At 51.2% G+C, this 17,640-nt stretch carries 13 protein-coding genes; 6 read left to right on the top strand and 7 right to left on the bottom strand.

What is annotated here, in order from left to right; all coding sequences use genetic code 11:
* Positions 1-131: 131 nt before the first annotated feature.
* Positions 132-2,375, bottom strand: a complete 2,244-nt coding sequence (metE, locus tag FCL42_RS19750; protein ID WP_136865154.1) for a 5-methyltetrahydropteroyltriglutamate--homocysteine S-methyltransferase — start codon at positions 2,373-2,375, stop codon at positions 132-134.
* Between the two features lie 109 nt (positions 2,376-2,484).
* Here metE and FCL42_RS19745 point away from each other — a divergent pair, with 109 nt between their 5' ends.
* Positions 2,485-3,384, top strand: a complete 900-nt coding sequence (locus tag FCL42_RS19745) for a LysR substrate-binding domain-containing protein (protein ID WP_136865153.1) — start codon at positions 2,485-2,487, stop codon at positions 3,382-3,384.
* On the opposite strand, the gene FCL42_RS19740 is transcribed toward FCL42_RS19745, so the two are convergent.
* The gene (locus tag FCL42_RS19740; protein WP_205729305.1) at positions 3,381-4,658 is read right to left on the bottom strand and encodes a Xaa-Pro dipeptidase; all 1,278 of its coding nucleotides are present in this window, start codon (positions 4,656-4,658) and stop codon (positions 3,381-3,383) included. The genes FCL42_RS19745 and FCL42_RS19740 overlap by 4 nt on opposite strands.
* 168 nt (positions 4,659-4,826) lie before the next feature.
* On the opposite strand from FCL42_RS19740, the gene FCL42_RS19735 reads away from it, so the two are divergent.
* Complete coding sequence (locus FCL42_RS19735; protein ID WP_136865152.1) at positions 4,827-5,159, top strand: PBPRA1643 family SWIM/SEC-C metal-binding motif protein; 333 nt, start codon at positions 4,827-4,829, stop codon at positions 5,157-5,159.
* Between the two features lie 41 nt (positions 5,160-5,200).
* On the opposite strand, the gene FCL42_RS19730 is transcribed toward FCL42_RS19735, so the two are convergent.
* Together FCL42_RS19730 and FCL42_RS19725 are read right to left on the bottom strand one after the other, a co-directional pair.
* Complete coding sequence (locus FCL42_RS19730; RefSeq protein ID WP_136865151.1) at positions 5,201-6,607, bottom strand: MFS transporter; 1,407 nt, start codon at positions 6,605-6,607, stop codon at positions 5,201-5,203.
* 167 nt (positions 6,608-6,774) lie between these two features.
* Positions 6,775-7,647 carry a LysR family transcriptional regulator gene (locus FCL42_RS19725; protein WP_136865150.1) on the bottom strand — a complete coding sequence of 291 codons (873 nt, stop codon included), beginning with the start codon at positions 7,645-7,647 and terminating at the stop codon, positions 6,775-6,777.
* Positions 7,648-7,770: 123 nt separating this feature from the next.
* Here FCL42_RS19725 and FCL42_RS19720 point away from each other — a divergent pair, with 123 nt between their 5' ends.
* Both FCL42_RS19720 and FCL42_RS19715 read left to right on the top strand, forming a co-directional pair.
* The gene (locus FCL42_RS19720) at positions 7,771-8,136 is read left to right on the top strand and encodes a YybH family protein (RefSeq protein WP_136865149.1); all 366 of its coding nucleotides are present in this window, start codon (positions 7,771-7,773) and stop codon (positions 8,134-8,136) included.
* Between the two features lie 355 nt (positions 8,137-8,491).
* Positions 8,492-9,964, top strand: a complete 1,473-nt coding sequence (locus FCL42_RS19715; protein ID WP_136865148.1) for a peptide MFS transporter — start codon at positions 8,492-8,494, stop codon at positions 9,962-9,964.
* Between the two features lie 241 nt (positions 9,965-10,205).
* Here the strand turns inward: FCL42_RS19715 and FCL42_RS19710 are convergent, their stop codons facing one another.
* Together FCL42_RS19710 and FCL42_RS19705 are read right to left on the bottom strand one after the other, a co-directional pair.
* Complete coding sequence (locus FCL42_RS19710) at positions 10,206-10,709, bottom strand: GNAT family N-acetyltransferase (protein ID WP_136865147.1); 504 nt, start codon at positions 10,707-10,709, stop codon at positions 10,206-10,208.
* The gene (locus FCL42_RS19705) at positions 10,709-11,908 is read right to left on the bottom strand and encodes a MerR family transcriptional regulator (RefSeq protein ID WP_136865146.1); all 1,200 of its coding nucleotides are present in this window, start codon (positions 11,906-11,908) and stop codon (positions 10,709-10,711) included. The genes FCL42_RS19710 and FCL42_RS19705 overlap by 1 nt, the downstream gene beginning before the upstream one ends.
* Positions 11,909-12,183: 275 nt before the next feature.
* On the opposite strand from FCL42_RS19705, the gene FCL42_RS19700 reads away from it, so the two are divergent.
* Positions 12,184-13,791, top strand: coding sequence for an EAL domain-containing protein (locus FCL42_RS19700; protein WP_136865145.1), 1,608 nt, complete (start codon positions 12,184-12,186; stop codon positions 13,789-13,791).
* Positions 13,792-13,866: 75 nt separating this feature from the next.
* On the opposite strand, the gene FCL42_RS19695 is transcribed toward FCL42_RS19700, so the two are convergent.
* A complete protein-coding gene (locus FCL42_RS19695) occupies positions 13,867-16,008 on the bottom strand; it encodes a TonB-dependent siderophore receptor (RefSeq protein WP_136865144.1) in 2,142 nt (713 codons plus the stop codon).
* Positions 16,009-16,106: 98 nt separating this feature from the next.
* On the opposite strand from FCL42_RS19695, the gene FCL42_RS19690 reads away from it, so the two are divergent.
* Positions 16,107-17,639 carry a pyridoxal phosphate-dependent decarboxylase family protein gene (locus tag FCL42_RS19690; protein WP_136865143.1) on the top strand — a complete coding sequence of 511 codons (1,533 nt, stop codon included), beginning with the start codon at positions 16,107-16,109 and terminating at the stop codon, positions 17,637-17,639.
* Position 17,640: the final 1 nt, after the last annotated feature.

Genomic DNA, 17,640 nt, shown 5'->3' with positions numbered 1-17,640 from the left:
ACCTATAACAACTTGAGACCGCACCTTAGCCTGGGAATGAAAACCCCAAACGAGGTGCATGGAAAAGCCAGTTGCTGATGCAACTGGCTCTAACTGAAAAGTGTCAACGCATTTCAGGACGACACATGGTTTTACGCTTTTTGTTCGTGCTTTAGCTGTCGTCTCAGCGCACTTGCCGCCTGCACCATCACCGTTAATGCCGCTTCGGTCTGCTGCCAATTGCGGGTTTTTAATCCACAATCAGGATTCACCCACAGCCGCTCTGCCGGGATGTGCTGCAAGGCTTTTTTCAACAGCGTGGTAATAGCCTGCTCACTGGGAATATTGGGCGAATGGATGTCATACACCCCTGGGCCGATGCCATTAGGGTAATCAAACTCGCCAAAGGCATCCAACAGCGCCATCTCCGAGCGTGCAGTTTCAATGGTAATCACGTCTGCATCCAGCGCGGCCACCGCAGGCAGAATGTCATTGAACTCGCTGTAACACATATGAGTGTGTATTTGCGTCTGTGGCAGGGCTGAGGACGCCGCAAGTTTGAAGCTGCCCACGGCCCAGTCAAGATAGTCACCCCACTGGCTGCGCTTAAGTGGCAGCCCTTCGCGAATCGCTGGCTCATCAATCTGAATAATTCGGGCTCCTGAGCGCTGCAGATCACCGACCTCTTCCCTTAGTGCCAGGGCGATCTGTTCGGTTATCTGCTGGCGGGACAGATCTTCTCGAGGAAACGACCACGCCATGATGGTCACCGGCCCAGTCAGCATCCCTTTTACCGGTTTGTCAGTCAGCGACTGTGCATAGCCAGTCCAACTTGTGGTAATCGCCTCAGGTCGGCTGATGTTATCGACCACAATGGCCGGCTTTACGCAGCGGGAGCCGTAACTTTGCACCCAGCCAAACTGAGTTAACGCAAAGCCTTGGAGGTGCTCAGCAAAATACTCAACCATGTCGTTACGCTCGGCTTCTCCATGTACCAATACGTCCAGTCCAATCTCCTGTTGACGCTGGATAGCCTCGGCAATGTGGCTTTGGATCTGCAACCGGTACTCGGTTTCGGCGATACGGCCAGCCTTAAAGTCGGCCCGAGTGGCTCGGATCGCGTTGGTTTGTGGAAACGAGCCTATGGTGGTCGTTGGAAGCAGCGGTAAGTTAAGCTGCTGTTGCGGGCTACGCTCGGCATAACTCAATGGCCTCACAGCCGACTCCACAGCTTGAGTATTGGCAGGCACTGGGGCTGGAGCCTTGGCTGCTAACCTCTGTGAACGCTGCTGGCAAGCGGCGATCGCCTCGCTCTCCCCTGCCAGCGCGCGCTTAAGCAGCACCAACTCATCCAGCTTTTGTTTGGCGAAGGCAAAGCGCTGGCGATGCTCGTCAGTCAGTTCGGTTTCCAACTCCAGGTCCACTGGAGCATGCAGCAGCGAACAGGAACTGCCCAGCCACAAACGAAACCCAAGTTGCTGCTGCAGTGGCGATAAACGGGCAAGCCATTTGGCCAAATCCGCCGCCCACACATTGCGGCCATTAACGATGCCCAAAGAGATAACCCAATGACGTGGCAGGCCCAGCAACTGCTGGTCATCCACGTCACCAGCCACCAGATCCAGATGGATACCATCCACCGCCAGCTGTTCCAACCACGACCAATGGCTCCCTAGGCCATCAAAATAGGTGGTCAGTAGTAACTTGCATTGCCCATGAAGCTGTTGATATGCCGGAATAAAAGCATTTTGCCATTCCTGTGGCAGCTCCAACGCTAAAATGGGCTCCTCAATCTGCACCCACTGAACCTGTTGCTGCTTGAGCTTCGCTAACAGTCGCTGATAGGTGCTCAATAACTCCGGCAACAACCTGAGCTTTTCGCCATCATAGCGCCCTAGCCACAGATAGGTTAGTGGCCCCAGCAACGAAACTTTCACTCGGTGACCTGCGGCCTGCGCTTCCTCCACCTCGTCAAACAGCTGAGTCCAGCTCAATTCAAACTTTTGGTATTGCTCAAATTCCGGAACCAAATAGTGGTAGTTGGTATTAAACCACTTAGTCATGTCCGATGCCGCGGCGCTGCAGCACCCATCTTGACTGCCACGAGCAATGTCAAACAGCGTTTGCAGATCGATGGTCTCTTTACGATGACGCTTAGGCACCACACCCAGCAGCAAGCTGGTGGCAAGCACATGGTCATACCACGCAAAATCGCCCACGGTTACGTAATCGAGCCCTGCCTGTTTCTGCTGCTGCCAATGGCGATGACGAAGCTCTGATCCCACTGCCTGCAACTGAGTCTGGTCGATCTCGCCCTGCCAATAACGCTCTAATGCCCGTTTCAGTTGTCGCTTATCACCAATTCGGGGATACCCCAAGATGTGTGCCTGTGCCATAACGCTTCCTCATTTTAATTTAGACGTCCAGATGTTTACACGTCCAATATCAATGAGTATGCTCAGATTCACAATTGAAAAGGATTCACGAGGCGGTTAAACAAGTTTCATGTTTGAGATTAAGCATTTGCGCAGCATGGTGCTGCTTGAGGAAACCCAGTCACTGCAGACTTGCGCCACCCGCTTGTGCCTGACGCCATCGGCGCTGTCCCATCAATTTAAGGAGCTTGAAGCGCGCATCGGACAGAGGCTGTTCGTGCGCAAAAGCCAACCGATCCGGTTTTCCCACGCGGGCCAGCAACTGCTTGAGCTGGGCAAACAGATTCTGCCGCGAATCATCGAGGCAGAGCAGGCACTGACTCAACTGCAATCCCCTCAAGGTGGACGGTTACACCTGACCATCGATTGCCACTCCTGTTACCAGTGGCTGCTGCCCCGCTTGGCACAGTATCAGCAGCAGTGGCCTTTGGTTGATGTGGATCTGGTGTCACCATCTGGCTTTGATGCCATTCAATCTTTGGTTCGGGGCGATCTTGATCTGGTGCTCACCTCAGAGGTGCAAGCTCGGGGCGATGTGCAGTACCTTAGGTTGTTTGAGTTTGAGGTCAAAATGGCCTTGCCTCCCCAAAGTGAATTTGCCAGTCAGTCACAGATAAGCGCGTCACAACTGCAGAACCAGACGCTACTGCACTATCCGGTACCAAAATCACGCTTGGATCTGATCAGCCACTGGCCCAAGGCCGCTCCGCAGCGCTGGAAACCGGTCAATAGCACCTCAGAGATGCTGCAGATGATCGCCGCCGGCATTGGCATTGCCGCTCTGCCCGAATGGGTACTCGGTGGGTATGAACAACAAAGGCTGCTGTTTAGCCGTTCTCTGGCGCCAAAGCTAAAACGGCAGCTGTACGCTGCCGTTCGCCCGGACTCCGTCAGGCTCAATTACATTCAGGCGCTATGTGAACAGATCACGCAACAAGCCACCCAAAGGTTAACGCCACCATCGCCTTAATCGGGCGCCTTATGGATCTGGCCATCCTTGATCACGACACTCACCCGTTCCATTAGGCTAATGTCCTCCAAAGGGTTGCCCTTAACGGCGATGATGTCAGCCAACTTTCCCACCTCAATGGAACCTAACTGCTGTTGCTGTTTCAAAACGGTCGCCGCCTTAATGGTCGCGGCCTGAAGTGCCTGCATCTCACTCATGCCAAATTTCACCATGCGGGAAAATTGACGACCATTTTGTCCATGAGGATAGATGGCGGCATCGGAGCCAAACACAACATTGACACCAGCTTCCACGGCGCGGCGAAAACTCTCCCGCTGGCGACCACCCACACTGCGCTCTTTGGCGAGATTCTCCTCCAACATCCCCGCTTTTTTGCCTTCTGATAGGATGTGCTCGGTGTTATAGATGTCCATGGACAGTGTCGTGCCATACTCTTTGGCTAACGCGATGGCTTCATCGTCCAAAAAGCTGGCATGCTCAATGGTGTCTACGCCTGCGCGAATGGCAGCTTTGATGCCGTCGGTGCCATGAGCATGAGCCGCAACGGTGACGCCCGCCAATTTGGCTTCTGCCACAATGGCGTTCATCTCCTCTTGAGCAAACTGCTGAGCCCCCACTTTGGTGCCTTTTGACATCACGCCACCGGTGGCACAGAACTTAATCAGATCCGCACCATACTTTAGGTTGCGCCGTACCTTCTCCCTTAGCTTCCAAGGGCCATCCGCCACCCCTTCCGATTTCACCTGATACTCATAGGGTAAAAAGTTATTGTCACAATGGCCGCCGGTGATCCCAAGGGCGGGTCCAGACACAAATAGCCGAGGCCCGGGCACCTCTCCCGCGTTGATCGCCTCCTTCAAGGCAACATCGGCAAATCCCGGTGCCCCTAGATTTCGAATCGAGGTAAAGCCTGCATCCAAGGTCTTTTTGGCATTTGCAACGCCGGTGATGGCCGCACCAGGTACGGTGACAGTTAGACGGCGGTAGCCAAATTTGTTGGAGTCGCCGGTGATGTGCACGTGCATATCAAACAGCCCAGGTAACAGGGTGTGTCCCTCAAGATTAAGCTCCTTGGCTCCAGGCGGTACCTTAATGTCACGACCAACCGCGATGATCTGATTCCCCTCTAGCAAAACCTGAGGCGATTCCACCAACCGCCCCTGCTCAACGTCAACCAAGGCATCGGCTTTAATCAGTAGCGTCTGCGCCCATACCGTTGGCATGGCCACCATGCCAAGGAGTGCAGTCGCCAGTATTGTTTTTGCCCTTCTCATTATTATCCCTATATACAAAAAACGGTCCTTGGTCGAAGGTAAATCAGTCAATGACAAAAATCACGGCAGTGAGCAAAAACGCAGTAATTCACTGGCTTGGTTGCACCTGTTCGAAGGAGTCGCTACTCTAGCGCCCCTTTAGCCAGTAACTCCCCTAAAAGGTGCCCCATGTCGAAGTTTTATTACAAAGGCCGAATCGAGAAAAAACCAAAATATGAGAGCTTTGGTTACAACACCAAACGGGAAGTGAAACTTGGCTCTGAAGAGAAGCCATTGACGCTGCGCGTTGCCAGCGAAGCCCGCCAAGTCGAAATTGAAGCGCTACTGAAACAGCATCAGCTGTTTGCCAACATTGAGGTGGATGCCAGCCAACCTGAAGCGATCGATGAACTTGATGCCATGCTCAATAAGCCGCAAACCACCACCTTTGACAAAACGCCAGGACGAAACGATCCCTGCTCCTGTGGCAGCGGCAAGAAATACAAGAAATGCTGCGGCTAATTCGCAGATAAAAAAGCGCCGCAATTGCGGCGCTTTTTGATTTAGGCGTTGTCTGTCGCCAGTTGCGGCTGACGCGCATCCAAACGCTTAATCACTTTACCGTAGATGATCAGCGATACCGCTGACACCGATGCAATACCGGCAAAGAAGTACCAGATGTAGTGGGCGTTGCTGGCGGCAGCAGCCCAAGCTTCATGGGTTTCGAACAAACGCGGATCTGGACAGTAGGCACTGAGCAGATAACCGGAGAGACCAAAGCCCAGCAGCGAACTGATAAAGGAGTGTAAGTGGGAGAAGCCTAGATAAAGCCCCTCTTCGCCCTTGGGGGCTTGCAGGCTAAAGTACTCAAGAAAACGAGGTGAAATAAAGCTTTCCGCCAACCCTTGGAACACAATACCCACAATCATCATAAAGGCGATGGGGTGCATCTGCATAAAGCCAAGGTCAACGGTGCCCTCAAGTAGGTTACCGCCCGCCATCATCAATGCCGATACCGGCATAATAAACATGCCCACGGTCATGGAGGTGAGCGCGCTACGATGACGCATCAAAGCGGTCACGGCACCAACGGTCAGCACCACGACAAATGGGTTAACGTTGGCATACCAAGAAGGTGAAGCACTCTCGCCGGCCATGCGCAGTACGTACTTAGGCATGGTGGCGTACAACTGATGCTGCACCATCCAGAAGCCGGTAATGATCAAGGTCAAGGTGATCAATCGGCCATTGGCGAGTACCCGAGTCAGGCCTTCCCACACCTGGGCGAAGGTGCGCTGCTCGTCGCTGCGATCCGAGGTTTTAAAGAAGAAGAAAATGGCGATAAACGCCAGGCCAGTCATGGTCGCGGCGAAGTAATTCAGGTTAATCAGCCCCAGATCACCCATGGATTCACGTAGGGGTTTCACCACAGTTTTACCGGAGAAAGCGCCGATGTTCACCATCATATAGAAGATGGAAAATCCCTTAGCCCGGGTTTCGGCACTGGTGGATTTGGCCACCGTAGCGGTGATCACCGCTTTGATGAACGAGCCACCAATCATGATGATGACCATCACCGGTACGATGGCCCAGCGAATGTCCGCCTCCATCAGTCCAGTGAACACCACTTCGCGGCCGTAGCTCACCAGCCCTTGCGCTTCCAGCGCCAGTGGCAGAAACGCCAAGCTGGCATAACCAATGGTAAGCAAGCCAAACGCCAGCATCAGGGAGTGCCTGAAACCTATCTTATCGGCGATGGCACCGCTAAAGGTTGGCAGCAGATACAAACCTGCGGAAAACGAACCGGAGATCCACGCCGCTTCGACGTCAGAAAAGCCAAGAATTCGAGAAAGATAAAGAGTAATTACAATAAATACGCCGTAATACGCGGCACGTTCAAGCAGTTCAACGCCGTTGGCAATCCAAAAGTTCTTTGGAAAACTCACCTTAGGCTGAGCGGTGGTGGTCATGATGGGGTCGTCCAATGTTGTGTTAGAGCGATGCCGCTACGTTGGCGGCGATGTGACACCTTACCTCATGTTGTTACCAACTCCGCCCTTCTCCTTAATATTGGCTTCACAAATTTTGACCTTTGTCCCACTGAGTCGCAGCGCTTCGATTTGGCATCACGGATTTATCAGCAACCTACGGGCGCCGCAACCGGAGTCTTCAGAGCTTGCTCGATGGCTTCAATGGCCATGGAAACCGATTTGGGCACCGCACTGTGATAGGGATGCAGCGCATACACACTAAGCGAGTTGCCAATGGCGGGACTTACTGGCTCAACCCCTTGATGTGACGCCATCAGCAGATCCGGAATTAGGCCAATTCCCAAACCAAGCTCTATCAGACTTAAGGTTTGATGCACGGTGTTGGTTCGATGAGCGGCGGTAAAATGCTGCGTCTGACACTTTCCTCCATCGTCCCTGTACTCATGCTCAATGTGCGCCCCTTGCCAGTGATTGGCGATGTAAGGAGCGCTGGCCAGTTCGATGTCTGCCCCACTTGGCTGGCACAGCCACTCACGAAATCCACCGATGCGTTTTTGTCGGTAGTTGCTGTCCGGCGACTGCCCGACCCGAATGGCCACATCGATGCCGCTGGCCATCAGATCCAACTGAGTGTCTTCACAGACTAGATTCAGAGACAACTGTGGAAAGTCAGCAAACGCCTTTACCAGCGCTGGCGTAACAACGGCGTTCATCAGGGCATGGGGCGCCGTCAACGTCAGTTTACCCGATGGAATGCGCTGATCTGCGCGCACTTCATCCCACGCCTGCTCCGCCACTTGATTCATCTTGCGGCAGTGCTGATAGAAACGCTCACCCGCCACCGTCAACGATTGTCTGCGAGTCGTACGCTTAAGCAAGGTAACCTCAAGTTGGCGCTCAAGCTGCTTTAAATGGTGACTGAGAACCGATTTTGACAGTTCTGCGCGGTCGGCAGCCTTGGTGATGGATCCCGCCTCCACGATGGTCATGAACAGCTGCATCTGTCTGAGTTTATTCATCCCCGCCTCAATTGTTCGATCTTGTGAAACAGTAAGTTTTTATTATCCCGTTTTTCTAAGTAAAAATCAGCCCTACACTTACCGCCATTGACATTGAGCAACACCAAACTAGGAAATGCCATTATGACCACACTCGACGCATGCAAAGCGGGAATCACCGCCTGGCAACAGGCCTTCAATAATCAAGACGCTGCAGGCTGCGCTGCCCAATACGCTGAGGGCACAACCATGATCGCCCGCCCGATGGGCAGCTTTACCGGCCGTGAACAGATTCAGGCATTTTGGCAGCAGATCATCGATCAGGGTTTTAAAGATGTGGATTACCAAAATGTACAATGGACTCCAGAAGGCGACGATGGTTACCTACTGACCTCCTCCTGGACCATGAACAACGCCTTCGGCGTCGTGCACAAAGAGCATTGGAAACTGCAGGCGGATGGCAGCGCCAAGCTCGTATTTGACGAGTTTGAAATTCAAGGCGAACGCTAATCGTCTCACTCACGGCTGCGGCACAGCGAATACCGCGCTGCTTGAAATATATCGACATTTCAAGCAGCGCGACCTTGATTCAAAACAACGGAGAGCTTCTGAACTGCACAAAACCGTCGCGCAATTGCGATAAGTCAAGCTTCCACTGGCGTAACTAATTCTGCCGTTCTTTACCAACCTGTAACGTCTTGTTGCCATTTTTACTGGGCTCAAGTTCGCAGCCTAGGTCATTTTTGCGATCTCAAGCTTAGAGCATCCTCTCTAGGCAGTGATACCATTCGCGCGCCCAAAGAGCCGTACCCCATAAAACGGCCAGCGCAATGGAATTGAACAATAAAAATTTAGAGACGTGACTATGTGGAACAGACTCAATAAGTCGATGATGTTTTGCCAAATGATGTTTGGCCTCTCCTTCTACGGAGTGATGATCATCCTGACCCGCTTTTTTCTTGAAACACTGCAATACTCGGAAGCCGACACCCTGATGGTGGTTGGCGCATTCTCCGCCGTAGGCCCACTATTTGGCATCGCCGGTGGCTTTATTATTGACCGTTTTCTGGGTGCCTATCGCTCCCTAACGCTCTCCTTTATCAGCTTTGGCACTGGTTACGCTTTACTGGTATTGGGCGCATCGATGCACAACGTGCCCATGTCTTTGGCGGGTATTGCAGTCGCCAGTTACGCCCGAGGCTTAATGTTCCCAGCGTACCAGCCTCTGTTCAAGCGTACCTTTGAAAGCCAAGAATCCTTCGAAAACGGCTATCCGGTAAACTACTCCATCAACAACATGGGCGCTTTTGTTAGCCAATATCTGTTCCCACCTCTGGTGGCGTACATCGGCTTTAATGGCGGCTTTTTGATCTCCTGCGTCATGGCAACGTTGGCCTTTGTACTGCTATTGATCACCCGAAAAGGCCTGTTGGGTGTGAGCCCAAAACTGGACAACGAGCCGGTTTCGAAAAAGAACTGGATTCAGTTCATCGCAGTTTCCATCGCCATGATTGCGCTGGTGTTCTACATGTTCTCTGACATGGAGATGGGCAAAAACATCGTATACGCCATCGGCATCGCCGCATTAGGCTATTTTGCCTACCTGATGACCAAGGCCGAAGCACAAGAGGCCAAGAACATGGGCGCCATCCTGATTATGGTGGCCCTGACCATCGCCTTCTTCGTGTACTACGGCCAGATGATGACCTCCATGAACTTGGTGGCCATCAACACCATGAAGGGTGATCTGTTTGGCTTTATTCCAATGATGCCGGAAGCGGCCATGGCGATGAATCCACTGTGGTGTATGGTTGGCGGGCCACTGATCACCTTGGTGTTTACCTCTCTGGAGAAAAAAGACATCCACTTCTCCACCGCAACCAAGGTGGGGTTTGCGTTCATCATGACCGCCATCGCCTTCGGCATTTTGACCGCCGCGGTGATGTTTATCGGTGACGATGTGGTGGTTCGCCCAGAGGTGTTCCTCGCCATCCACTTCTTCCAAGCGTTGGCGGAAGTGATTGTAGGCAGCTTAGTGGTGGCCTTTATTTTGTCTGCGGCGCCCAAGCACATTGAAGCGTTCTCAGTGAGCCTGTTCTCCGTGGCCACCGCCCTTGCTGGCGTTGTGGGTGCGGTATTCTCAACCGGCATCGCGCTAGAGCCAGGCCAACAGTTGACCCAATCGTTGGCCCAAAGCCTGTACGGTAACTATTTCGGCGCCTTCACCATTGCCGCCATCGCATTGGTGGCGGTGGCCTTTGCGGCATCAAAGCTCATCACTAAGATGATGAGTGGCCAAGTAGAAGCCACTGGCGAGCTGCAACAAGCAGAAAGCTAACGGCTATCCCTAGAATAAAAAATCGGCTCCAAGTGAACTTGGAGCCGATTTTTTATGCCTTAACAGTCATCGCGAGTACCAATTCAATTAAGAAGGTGAACAACTTAGTGCGCCGAGTAAATTGTCGCAATCTAAACGCTCAATGCCATTGCTCGTGGTTCTAACAACACATTGAGCATCGAAAAGTGAGGCAATTTAAACAATCGAAAATGGCTGGTTCTTTAGTTAAGCGGGTATAAAACTAGCCAAAGGCTTTTGAATACACCACTTCACCCCTCGCCTCGCTGGCTGTGAACGACTTGGCCAGCAAGAACTGCTTCGGTAGCTCCAGATAGCTCAGATGATGCTGATCATTGAACCCAAAACGGTTGTAATAGGCTGGGTCGCCAATCAAGACAACCCCAGCGATGCCTTGCTGCTCAAGCTGCTCCAACGCTTGATTCATCAACGCTTTGCCTATGCCAAGCCCCTGATGTTGCGGCAACACCGAAATGGGGCCTAATCCCACCCAGTTGCCCTGACTTTGCGCAATGCTAATGGGTGAGATGGCAACGTGGCCCACAATCTCTCCCTCAAGCTCCATCACCAATGACAACATCAGATCGCCACCGCTACGCAGTCGCTCTACAATATGATGCTCAGTCGGCAGTGCTCCTGGTTCATGGTGAGGGTGGTTTAAAAATGCCTGATAGGTAAGCTCGGCAATCGCTTGCTCGTCACCTTGGCGTTCATGTCGAATCTGCATCAGATTTTTCCTTGCTTTGGCGCCTTTTTCAGCACCATGATCATATAAGTAAATTGACCGTCGAAACGGTCTAGGACAGTCAGTTCGTGTCGCTGATCTACCAGCGCCTGTGAACCGTCGAGCTCGACAGCCAACGCCTCAACACGCTGAGCCACCGGCTGGGTAAACGCCTGCCAGGCGGCCTTGCCCAACAGCCGATGGCCAATGAGCTCATACCCATGCTGGTGACACTGAGCCAGTCGAGCCGATTTTGACTGCATATCCGGATAGCCTTGCTGCCAAAAGTCTCGAATGTCGGGCTCAACCTCATCTCTGGATTTCAGCCACACCAGATCGCTTATCACCAAATACCCCTGCGGTTTTAGTAGGGATTGCCACTGCTGCAGTGCCTGTTCAAACCCCATGATGTAAGCGCTATTTTCACACCAGATAAGGTCAAAACTGCCCGCATCAAAGGGCAACTTGGTCATGCTGGCGTTGACGACGCTCACTTGCGCCTGCAGTCCCTCGGTTTCAATTCGTTTTCTGAAGCTGGCAATGCTGGACTCAAAGGTATCAACGCCTATCACTTGAGCTTGGGTCTGTTTTGCCAGCAGCAGCGCCGACGCCCCAGGGCCACAGCCGATATCCAGAATAGATTGAGGCGCAATGCCAACTTGATTCAGCGCCCACAGGCTGTCGGCATCGGTGCCGGGGCCATGGCGCTCCAAGCCAATGAAAATTCGTTCAAAATCGTTCATATATTGTTGATGTGTCGCCACGTCTTTTGATAACCACTTAAGCCTTAAGGACTCCGCCTCATCAAACCCCTCCACCTCGAGCCAACGGCTGTGGGCCATTGGAGCCAACTGTTCGGCCCGCTGGTGGAAAGCTCGAATGCCTTCGGTGGACTGACCCAATAACCCTTTAAGGAGCTGACACGCATTGCGTTTGCGAGTGATCTCCTGCTCAAGAGCCGTTAGCCGCTGATGCAGTAGGGTTCGGTCAACGCCTTGGGTCAACATCTGCTGACACTCTTTTAGGCTCAGCCCTGCTTCATGAAGCTCTTGCAGCAGCAACAGTTGCTGCAGATCGTTATCATCGTAATACCGATAACCGTTTTCACGACGACGCCCCTCTAGCAAGCCCTGCTTTTCGTAATACAGCAAGGTGGAGCGCGCTAAACCACACCGTTTCGCTAACTCAGAAATTCGATACATACACCAGACTCTTCTAACTCAATAGAGGCAAGCTTAAAGTGTAAAGCTATAGACAGGTCAACGCATCATTGTGAAAAATTGACAGCGGTTCGCTTATAAATCAAACAAAGCAAGAACGAGTAATAAGGCTTTAAAGGGGCAAGGTTGGAATTACTGATGTTTTTACGAATTAATTCCGAAAATCACATTCAGCAACATTGACGCTACACAGGCAATCCTTATTATTCCTTTATAACGCTCGAACGTAAAAACAACCCGGATTTTAAGGGGAATTTATGGCTAAGCTGTATGTATCGCAAAAGCAATTTGGCGTTGGCGCTGCGATCGCATCCTTATTCATAATTGTGCCACTGTTGGCGCTGCTATTGACTCAATCTGCCCATCGGTTTCAAGACGCACTGCTGGATCGCAACGATACAGTAGGCACTGGCATCGCGAGGGATTTTCATCAATTCCTCAAACCGTTAAGTGAATCCCTCTCCCAGCCAGCATGCAATCCAGATAATTTACGTAAACTTCGGCAAACGGATTTCAGATCCAAATACTTAAGCTACTATGCTGAGGTTCGAGACGGTCATATTCTCTGTACTTCCTACGAGGGAAAACTGGCGAACCCAGTGGCACTGCCAGCTGAATACGTTCAATTTGATGCGGAAACGGCGATCCTGAATGACCTAAATACTGAGGTTATTCAAACCCAAGGCACTGCGGCAATTCGTGCCGGCAATTTAATTGCCGTTTTTGACTACCCAGAATTAAGCAACACCATTTCAAAATCTTGGCTTGATTATGCCAGTTATAGCCTAATTAATAACCAATTCACTAGCGTCAAACCCTTTTACACGCACCCGTTAAATGACATCAACATTAGCGGTAACAGCGAGCGCTGGTTTGAAGGCGGTTATTACATCGCTTCCCGCTGCTCTATTCAAAATAGCTGCGACTTAGTGAGCATCGATATTCTTAGCTACGTAAAATCGCAGCAGCTCACCTTAACGGTTCTGCTGATGCTAACGGCGATGGTGATGTGGGCGTTTTATCGTGCTGGCTGTAACCTTCACAGCAGCATCTTCAGTTTGCCCAACCAGCTTCGTGCCGGCCTCAAAAACAACGAGCTTACCCTACACTATCAGCCAATCGTCTCTACCACCTCCAGTGAAGTGATAGGCTGTGAAGTACTGTGCCGCTGGCATGCCGCAGACGGCCACTCCGTATCACCAGATACCTTTATTCCCATGGTGGAAGACAATGGTTTATGCGAAGCACTAACGGAATCGGTGACCCGAACCGCGATTAAAGAGCTTAAACTTCATGGCCTACTGGGTAAGGTTCGTGTCGCCATCAATACCTTCCCCGAAGACATTGAAAGCGGGTTCATGAAGCGAAACCTTAATCGACATGTTCCTGAGCGTTACTTGCCTTGGTTTACCGTGGAGATCACCGAAAAAAGTGTGGGCAACTTAGATAACTTGGCTAAAAATGTCGACCAACTTCGCGCTCTTGGGGTGCAAGTCTCAGTGGATGACTTTGGCACCGGCTTTTCCAATCTGGAAACGCTACAGGCGATCAAAGTGGATCAGATCAAAATTGACCGAAGCTTTATTATTGGCGTCGAGAAACCCTCTCTAAAACGCAGCATCGTGGATAACATCTGCCAACTGGCGAAATCTCTAAACGTGCGACTAGTGGCAGAAGGCATTGAAACCGCACAGCAACTCGAGTTCGTAAAAACGAGAAACATCGCTCTAACCCAGGGTTATTTCCATTCTAAACCATTAGCTATTCCCGACTTTGCTCAGTTTGTTGCCCAGCAAAACCGCAACAACGCCGACGCGACATCGCCTCAATCAAAACGCATTCTTCAACAGGCGTCTCAAGCTTAATCTCCATACCACGATGCCATAAACAAACAGCCTGGCTACATGGCCAGGCTGCGGATACCTTAGTACGAAGCAATGTTAGAAGTGATAAGAGATCGAAGCTTCAACATTACGTTCCGCTCCCATCCAACAATTGTTGCTGTCAAAGCAGGCTCCCACATAACGCTTATCAAACAAATTGCTCGCCGACACGTTTACCGTCCACTGTTCGCTTATGTCATACGATGCCGCCATGTCCCAAAGAGTGTAAGAGGGAACCCTATCAGTATTCATCGCATCTAACTGAGTTTCACCAACGTAACGAACACCGGTACTCAATTGCACTTCAGGCATTGGGTAGTAATCCAGCCAAGCCGATGCCGTTTGATCTGCAACCCAAATAGGAGTCTTACCTTCCAATGCGGTATTGAGTGGATTGTCGGTCACTTCAGCATCCAGATAGCTGTAGTTAAAGGTGAAATCCAGATTCTCTAACACCTGCTGATCCCAAGCCAATTCAATGCCTCGGGACTGCACTTCGCCATTTTGAGTGTATTTGCCAAAGTCCGGTGTATTAACCACTACGTTCTTTTTGGTTATATCGAATGCAGCCAAGGTCAAGGTGGTCGCCGCTGAGTTGCTTTGGTATTTAAGGCCAACTTCCCACTGGCTTGCGGTTGTTGGTTCGAAGGCATTACCAGTATTGCTGTCGACACCAGAAACTGGCTCGAAGGATTCTGAATAACTCACATAGGGCGCAACACCATTATTAAAGGTATAGATGGCTGCCACTCGAGCACTGAGTTCATCCTGATCGATCTCTGTGACACTGCCATACTCAGTACCCGCATAGTTATTTTGTGCAGTATCCGTACTCTCGTACTTGTCCCAGCGAGCACCAGCAACAATCGTCAGCGACTCGAAGCGAATCTCATCCTGCAAGTAGATGCCTAACTGGGTCTGCTCAATATCATTTTTCTGTTGGTAAAAATCCACCGGCAAACTGGCAGCATCAATTAATCGGTAGTTGGGGCTGGCAAGATCTAACCCAGGAGTTGCTTGCCCCAGTGTATCGCCATACGTCACTTTGGAATCAAGGCTGCTGTATTCAACCCCAAACAGCAGTTTATGCTCGCTTTGACCAACGCTAACCAGCCACGAGATTTGGTTATCAATCACATAGCCATCAATGGCTTCATCGGTAAAGTAAGCACTGCGGATCAAAGTTTGTTGATCCGCTGCCAAACCATAGTTATACATATTTCGCTGATAAGCGTCCCCGTCGGTGTAACGGAAGTTTTGCAAAAATTCGACGCTATCACTGAACTGGTGATTTAACTTGGAGCCCAGCATCAACACCTGTCGGTCAAATTGATTCCAGTTCGCATCTCCGGCATAAGCATCACTGTCTAACTTGCCATAGGGTGCGCTGTAAACCGTACCCACCGAAGTCAGGGGCGTCGAGGGTACCATCGACGGATCGTCCTGATAGTAAGCACTTAATTCAAGATTGGTCTGCGAACCTAACTCCCAAGTAATGGATGGGGCAATAAAACGACGCTCCTCTTTAGTCGTTTGCTGCTGACCATCGCGATCCCGATACAAGGCGATCACTCGACCATTTACCGAATCACTCAGGGCACCGGTTGAGTCCAATGCCACCTCATACAAGCTGTTGCTGCCAGCTCTGCCACGCACTTCGGTCATCGCATCAGACTGAGGCTTTTTCGCCACCTGATTCACCATGCCTCCCGGAGGCGCTGCGCCGTAAAGTACAGACGTGGGGCCCTTTAGAATCTCGATGCTCTCGGTCGCATACGCATCCACTTGAGGCGCTAAATTCCATAACCCGTTGTATTGCAAAGGTAGGCCATCATAAAAATTACGATAGGTCTCAAATCCACGTACGGTATATTGGTCAAAAATATTAACGCTGCTGCGGTTTTCAGCTGTCACTCCAGGTACGTAGCGCAAAGCTTCATTAACCGTGTCCACCTGCCTACGATCCAATAATTCGCGATCATAAACCTCAAAACTCATCGGAGCTTCTAGCGGTCGTAAAGACGATTTGGTGCCTGTGGTTCGATAGGCAGCTCCGTGAACCTCGATAACTTCGATGTTGCTGTCATCACCACGGCCATCCTCCTGAGCATGCGCAGATGTCGGCACTGCAATCTGGTAGATCGCTGGCAACATGGCCATCCAAAGTCTTGACTGTTGACGCGACTGATATCCATTCATTCTCTATCCCTCATCCATTGATTTCTTTAGTGAATTTTATTTAACATAAGTGCGAATGATAACGGAACTCATTCGCAGTCTCAATGAAGAGGTAACAAATGGACAAATTAAGTGCTGCGATCTCTAGCACGAATGAAACGGACTTCTCTCCTACTCTCAAAGAGTCGCTATTTACGGCCAATAGCCAACATCAATACCAAGCGTTAATGGCGCAAGCCGTTGAACAAATTAGCCAACACATTCGAAGTACCGACCGCGCCTTTACCGGCATCTCGGTGGAAGCCCTAAGCCAGCAATTTCTTCAAATCGATCTCGACACCCCGCTAGGCCAGTGGCGGCCAGCCTTAGATGAACTCAACCGCCTCTATCTCAATGACGCCGTTCACTTTCATCACTCCGATTATCTGGCTCATCTCAATTGCCCAGTCACCTTACCCAGCCTTGTTGGTGAGGCCATCGCCTCGGCCCTCAATACCGCGGTAGAGACTTGGGATCAAAGTGCGGGCGCCACCCTAATTGAGCAAGCCCTAATCGACTGGACTTGCAACAAAATCGGTTGGAAAACACTCGCCGATGGAGTGTTCACCTCAGGAGGAAGTCAATCCAATTTAATGGCAATGCTTCTTGCTCGCCACCGAATCTGCCAGCAACAGTGGCAATGGGACCCTCATCAACAGGGGCTGCCGCCAGAAGCCAATAAACTGAGAATCTACACCTCCGAACTCAGCCACTTTAGTGTGCAAAAAGCCGCGTCAATGCTGGGGTTAGGGTTTGATGCGGTGGTGACGGTGAAAGCCGATCGATTTCAAAAAATGGATCTGCACGATCTGACCTTCAAACTGGAGCAAGCAAGCCAGCAGGGACTGATCCCCATGGCCATTGTGGCCACGGCTGGCACAACTGACTTTGGTAGCATCGATCCTCTGCATGGTATTGCCGCCCTTTGCGAAAGCCTCAATATCTGGATGCATGTTGATGCAGCCTACGGTGGAGGGTTACTGGTATCAGAGAAGTTCTCTCATAAACTCAATGGCATCGACCGTGCAGATTCGGTCACCGTGGATTATCACAAATCGTTCTTTCAACCAGTGGCCTGCAGCGGCTTCATGGTTAAAGACGCCAGCCAACTCGGTTGCCTGACCTATCACGCCGAGTATCTAAATCCATTACGACAGCAACAAGCAGGCATCCCAGATCTTATCAATAAGAGTCTGCAAACCACCCGCCGATTCGATGCGTTGAAACTGTGGCTAACCTTAAGAGTGCTCGGTGCAAAAGCCATCGGCCAAGGATTTGATCAGTTACTTCACCTAACTCGACAAGTCTATTGGTTGTTGCTGTCTCATCCCGAGCTGGAAGTAGTACATCAGCCTCAAATCAGCACCTTAGTGTTTCGCTTCCTACCCAATGTCGGCAATACGGCCGACGAGATTGATGCCCTAAACCTAGCCATACAGGCACAACTGTCTAAACAGGGGGAGGCGGTCATCGCCGCCACACGCTATCAGGGTCGGCAATATTTAAAATTCACTCTGCTAAACCCTGCCAGCGACATCAAAGCCATCCATAACGTGGTTCACAAGATTTGCCACTACGGCCACACATTGCAGCGCCAGCCACAAACCCTGTAGG

Source organism: Ferrimonas aestuarii (genome assembly GCF_005116665.1).
GTDB lineage: Bacteria > Pseudomonadota > Gammaproteobacteria > Enterobacterales > Shewanellaceae > Ferrimonas > Ferrimonas aestuarii.
Note: the sequence above shows the minus strand (reverse complement) of the source record. Positions and strands in the feature narration are given on the sequence as shown.

What these genes read in the sequence shown, in the direction of transcription:
- FCL42_RS19740 (WP_205729305.1), bottom strand. Translation starts at nt 4,658, where the DNA reads ATGAGAAGGGCAAAAACAATACTGGCGACTGCACTCCTTGGCATGGTG.
- FCL42_RS19745 (WP_136865153.1), top strand. Translation starts at nt 2,485, where the DNA reads ATGTTTGAGATTAAGCATTTGCGCAGCATGGTGCTGCTTGAGGAAACC.
- FCL42_RS19705 (WP_136865146.1), bottom strand. Translation starts at nt 11,908, where the DNA reads ATGTATCGAATTTCTGAGTTAGCGAAACGGTGTGGTTTAGCGCGCTCC.
- FCL42_RS19710 (WP_136865147.1), bottom strand. Translation starts at nt 10,709, where the DNA reads ATGCAGATTCGACATGAACGCCAAGGTGACGAGCAAGCGATTGCCGAG.
- FCL42_RS19690 (WP_136865143.1), top strand. Translation starts at nt 16,107, where the DNA reads ATGGACAAATTAAGTGCTGCGATCTCTAGCACGAATGAAACGGACTTC.
- FCL42_RS19725 (WP_136865150.1), bottom strand. Translation starts at nt 7,647, where the DNA reads ATGAATAAACTCAGACAGATGCAGCTGTTCATGACCATCGTGGAGGCG.
- FCL42_RS19720 (WP_136865149.1), top strand. Translation starts at nt 7,771, where the DNA reads ATGACCACACTCGACGCATGCAAAGCGGGAATCACCGCCTGGCAACAG.
- FCL42_RS19735 (WP_136865152.1), top strand. Translation starts at nt 4,827, where the DNA reads ATGTCGAAGTTTTATTACAAAGGCCGAATCGAGAAAAAACCAAAATAT.
- metE (WP_136865154.1), bottom strand. Translation starts at nt 2,375, where the DNA reads ATGGCACAGGCACACATCTTGGGGTATCCCCGAATTGGTGATAAGCGA.
- FCL42_RS19730 (WP_136865151.1), bottom strand. Translation starts at nt 6,607, where the DNA reads ATGACCACCACCGCTCAGCCTAAGGTGAGTTTTCCAAAGAACTTTTGG.
- FCL42_RS19695 (WP_136865144.1), bottom strand. Translation starts at nt 16,008, where the DNA reads ATGAATGGATATCAGTCGCGTCAACAGTCAAGACTTTGGATGGCCATG.
- FCL42_RS19700 (WP_136865145.1), top strand. Translation starts at nt 12,184, where the DNA reads ATGGCTAAGCTGTATGTATCGCAAAAGCAATTTGGCGTTGGCGCTGCG.
- FCL42_RS19715 (WP_136865148.1), top strand. Translation starts at nt 8,492, where the DNA reads ATGTGGAACAGACTCAATAAGTCGATGATGTTTTGCCAAATGATGTTT.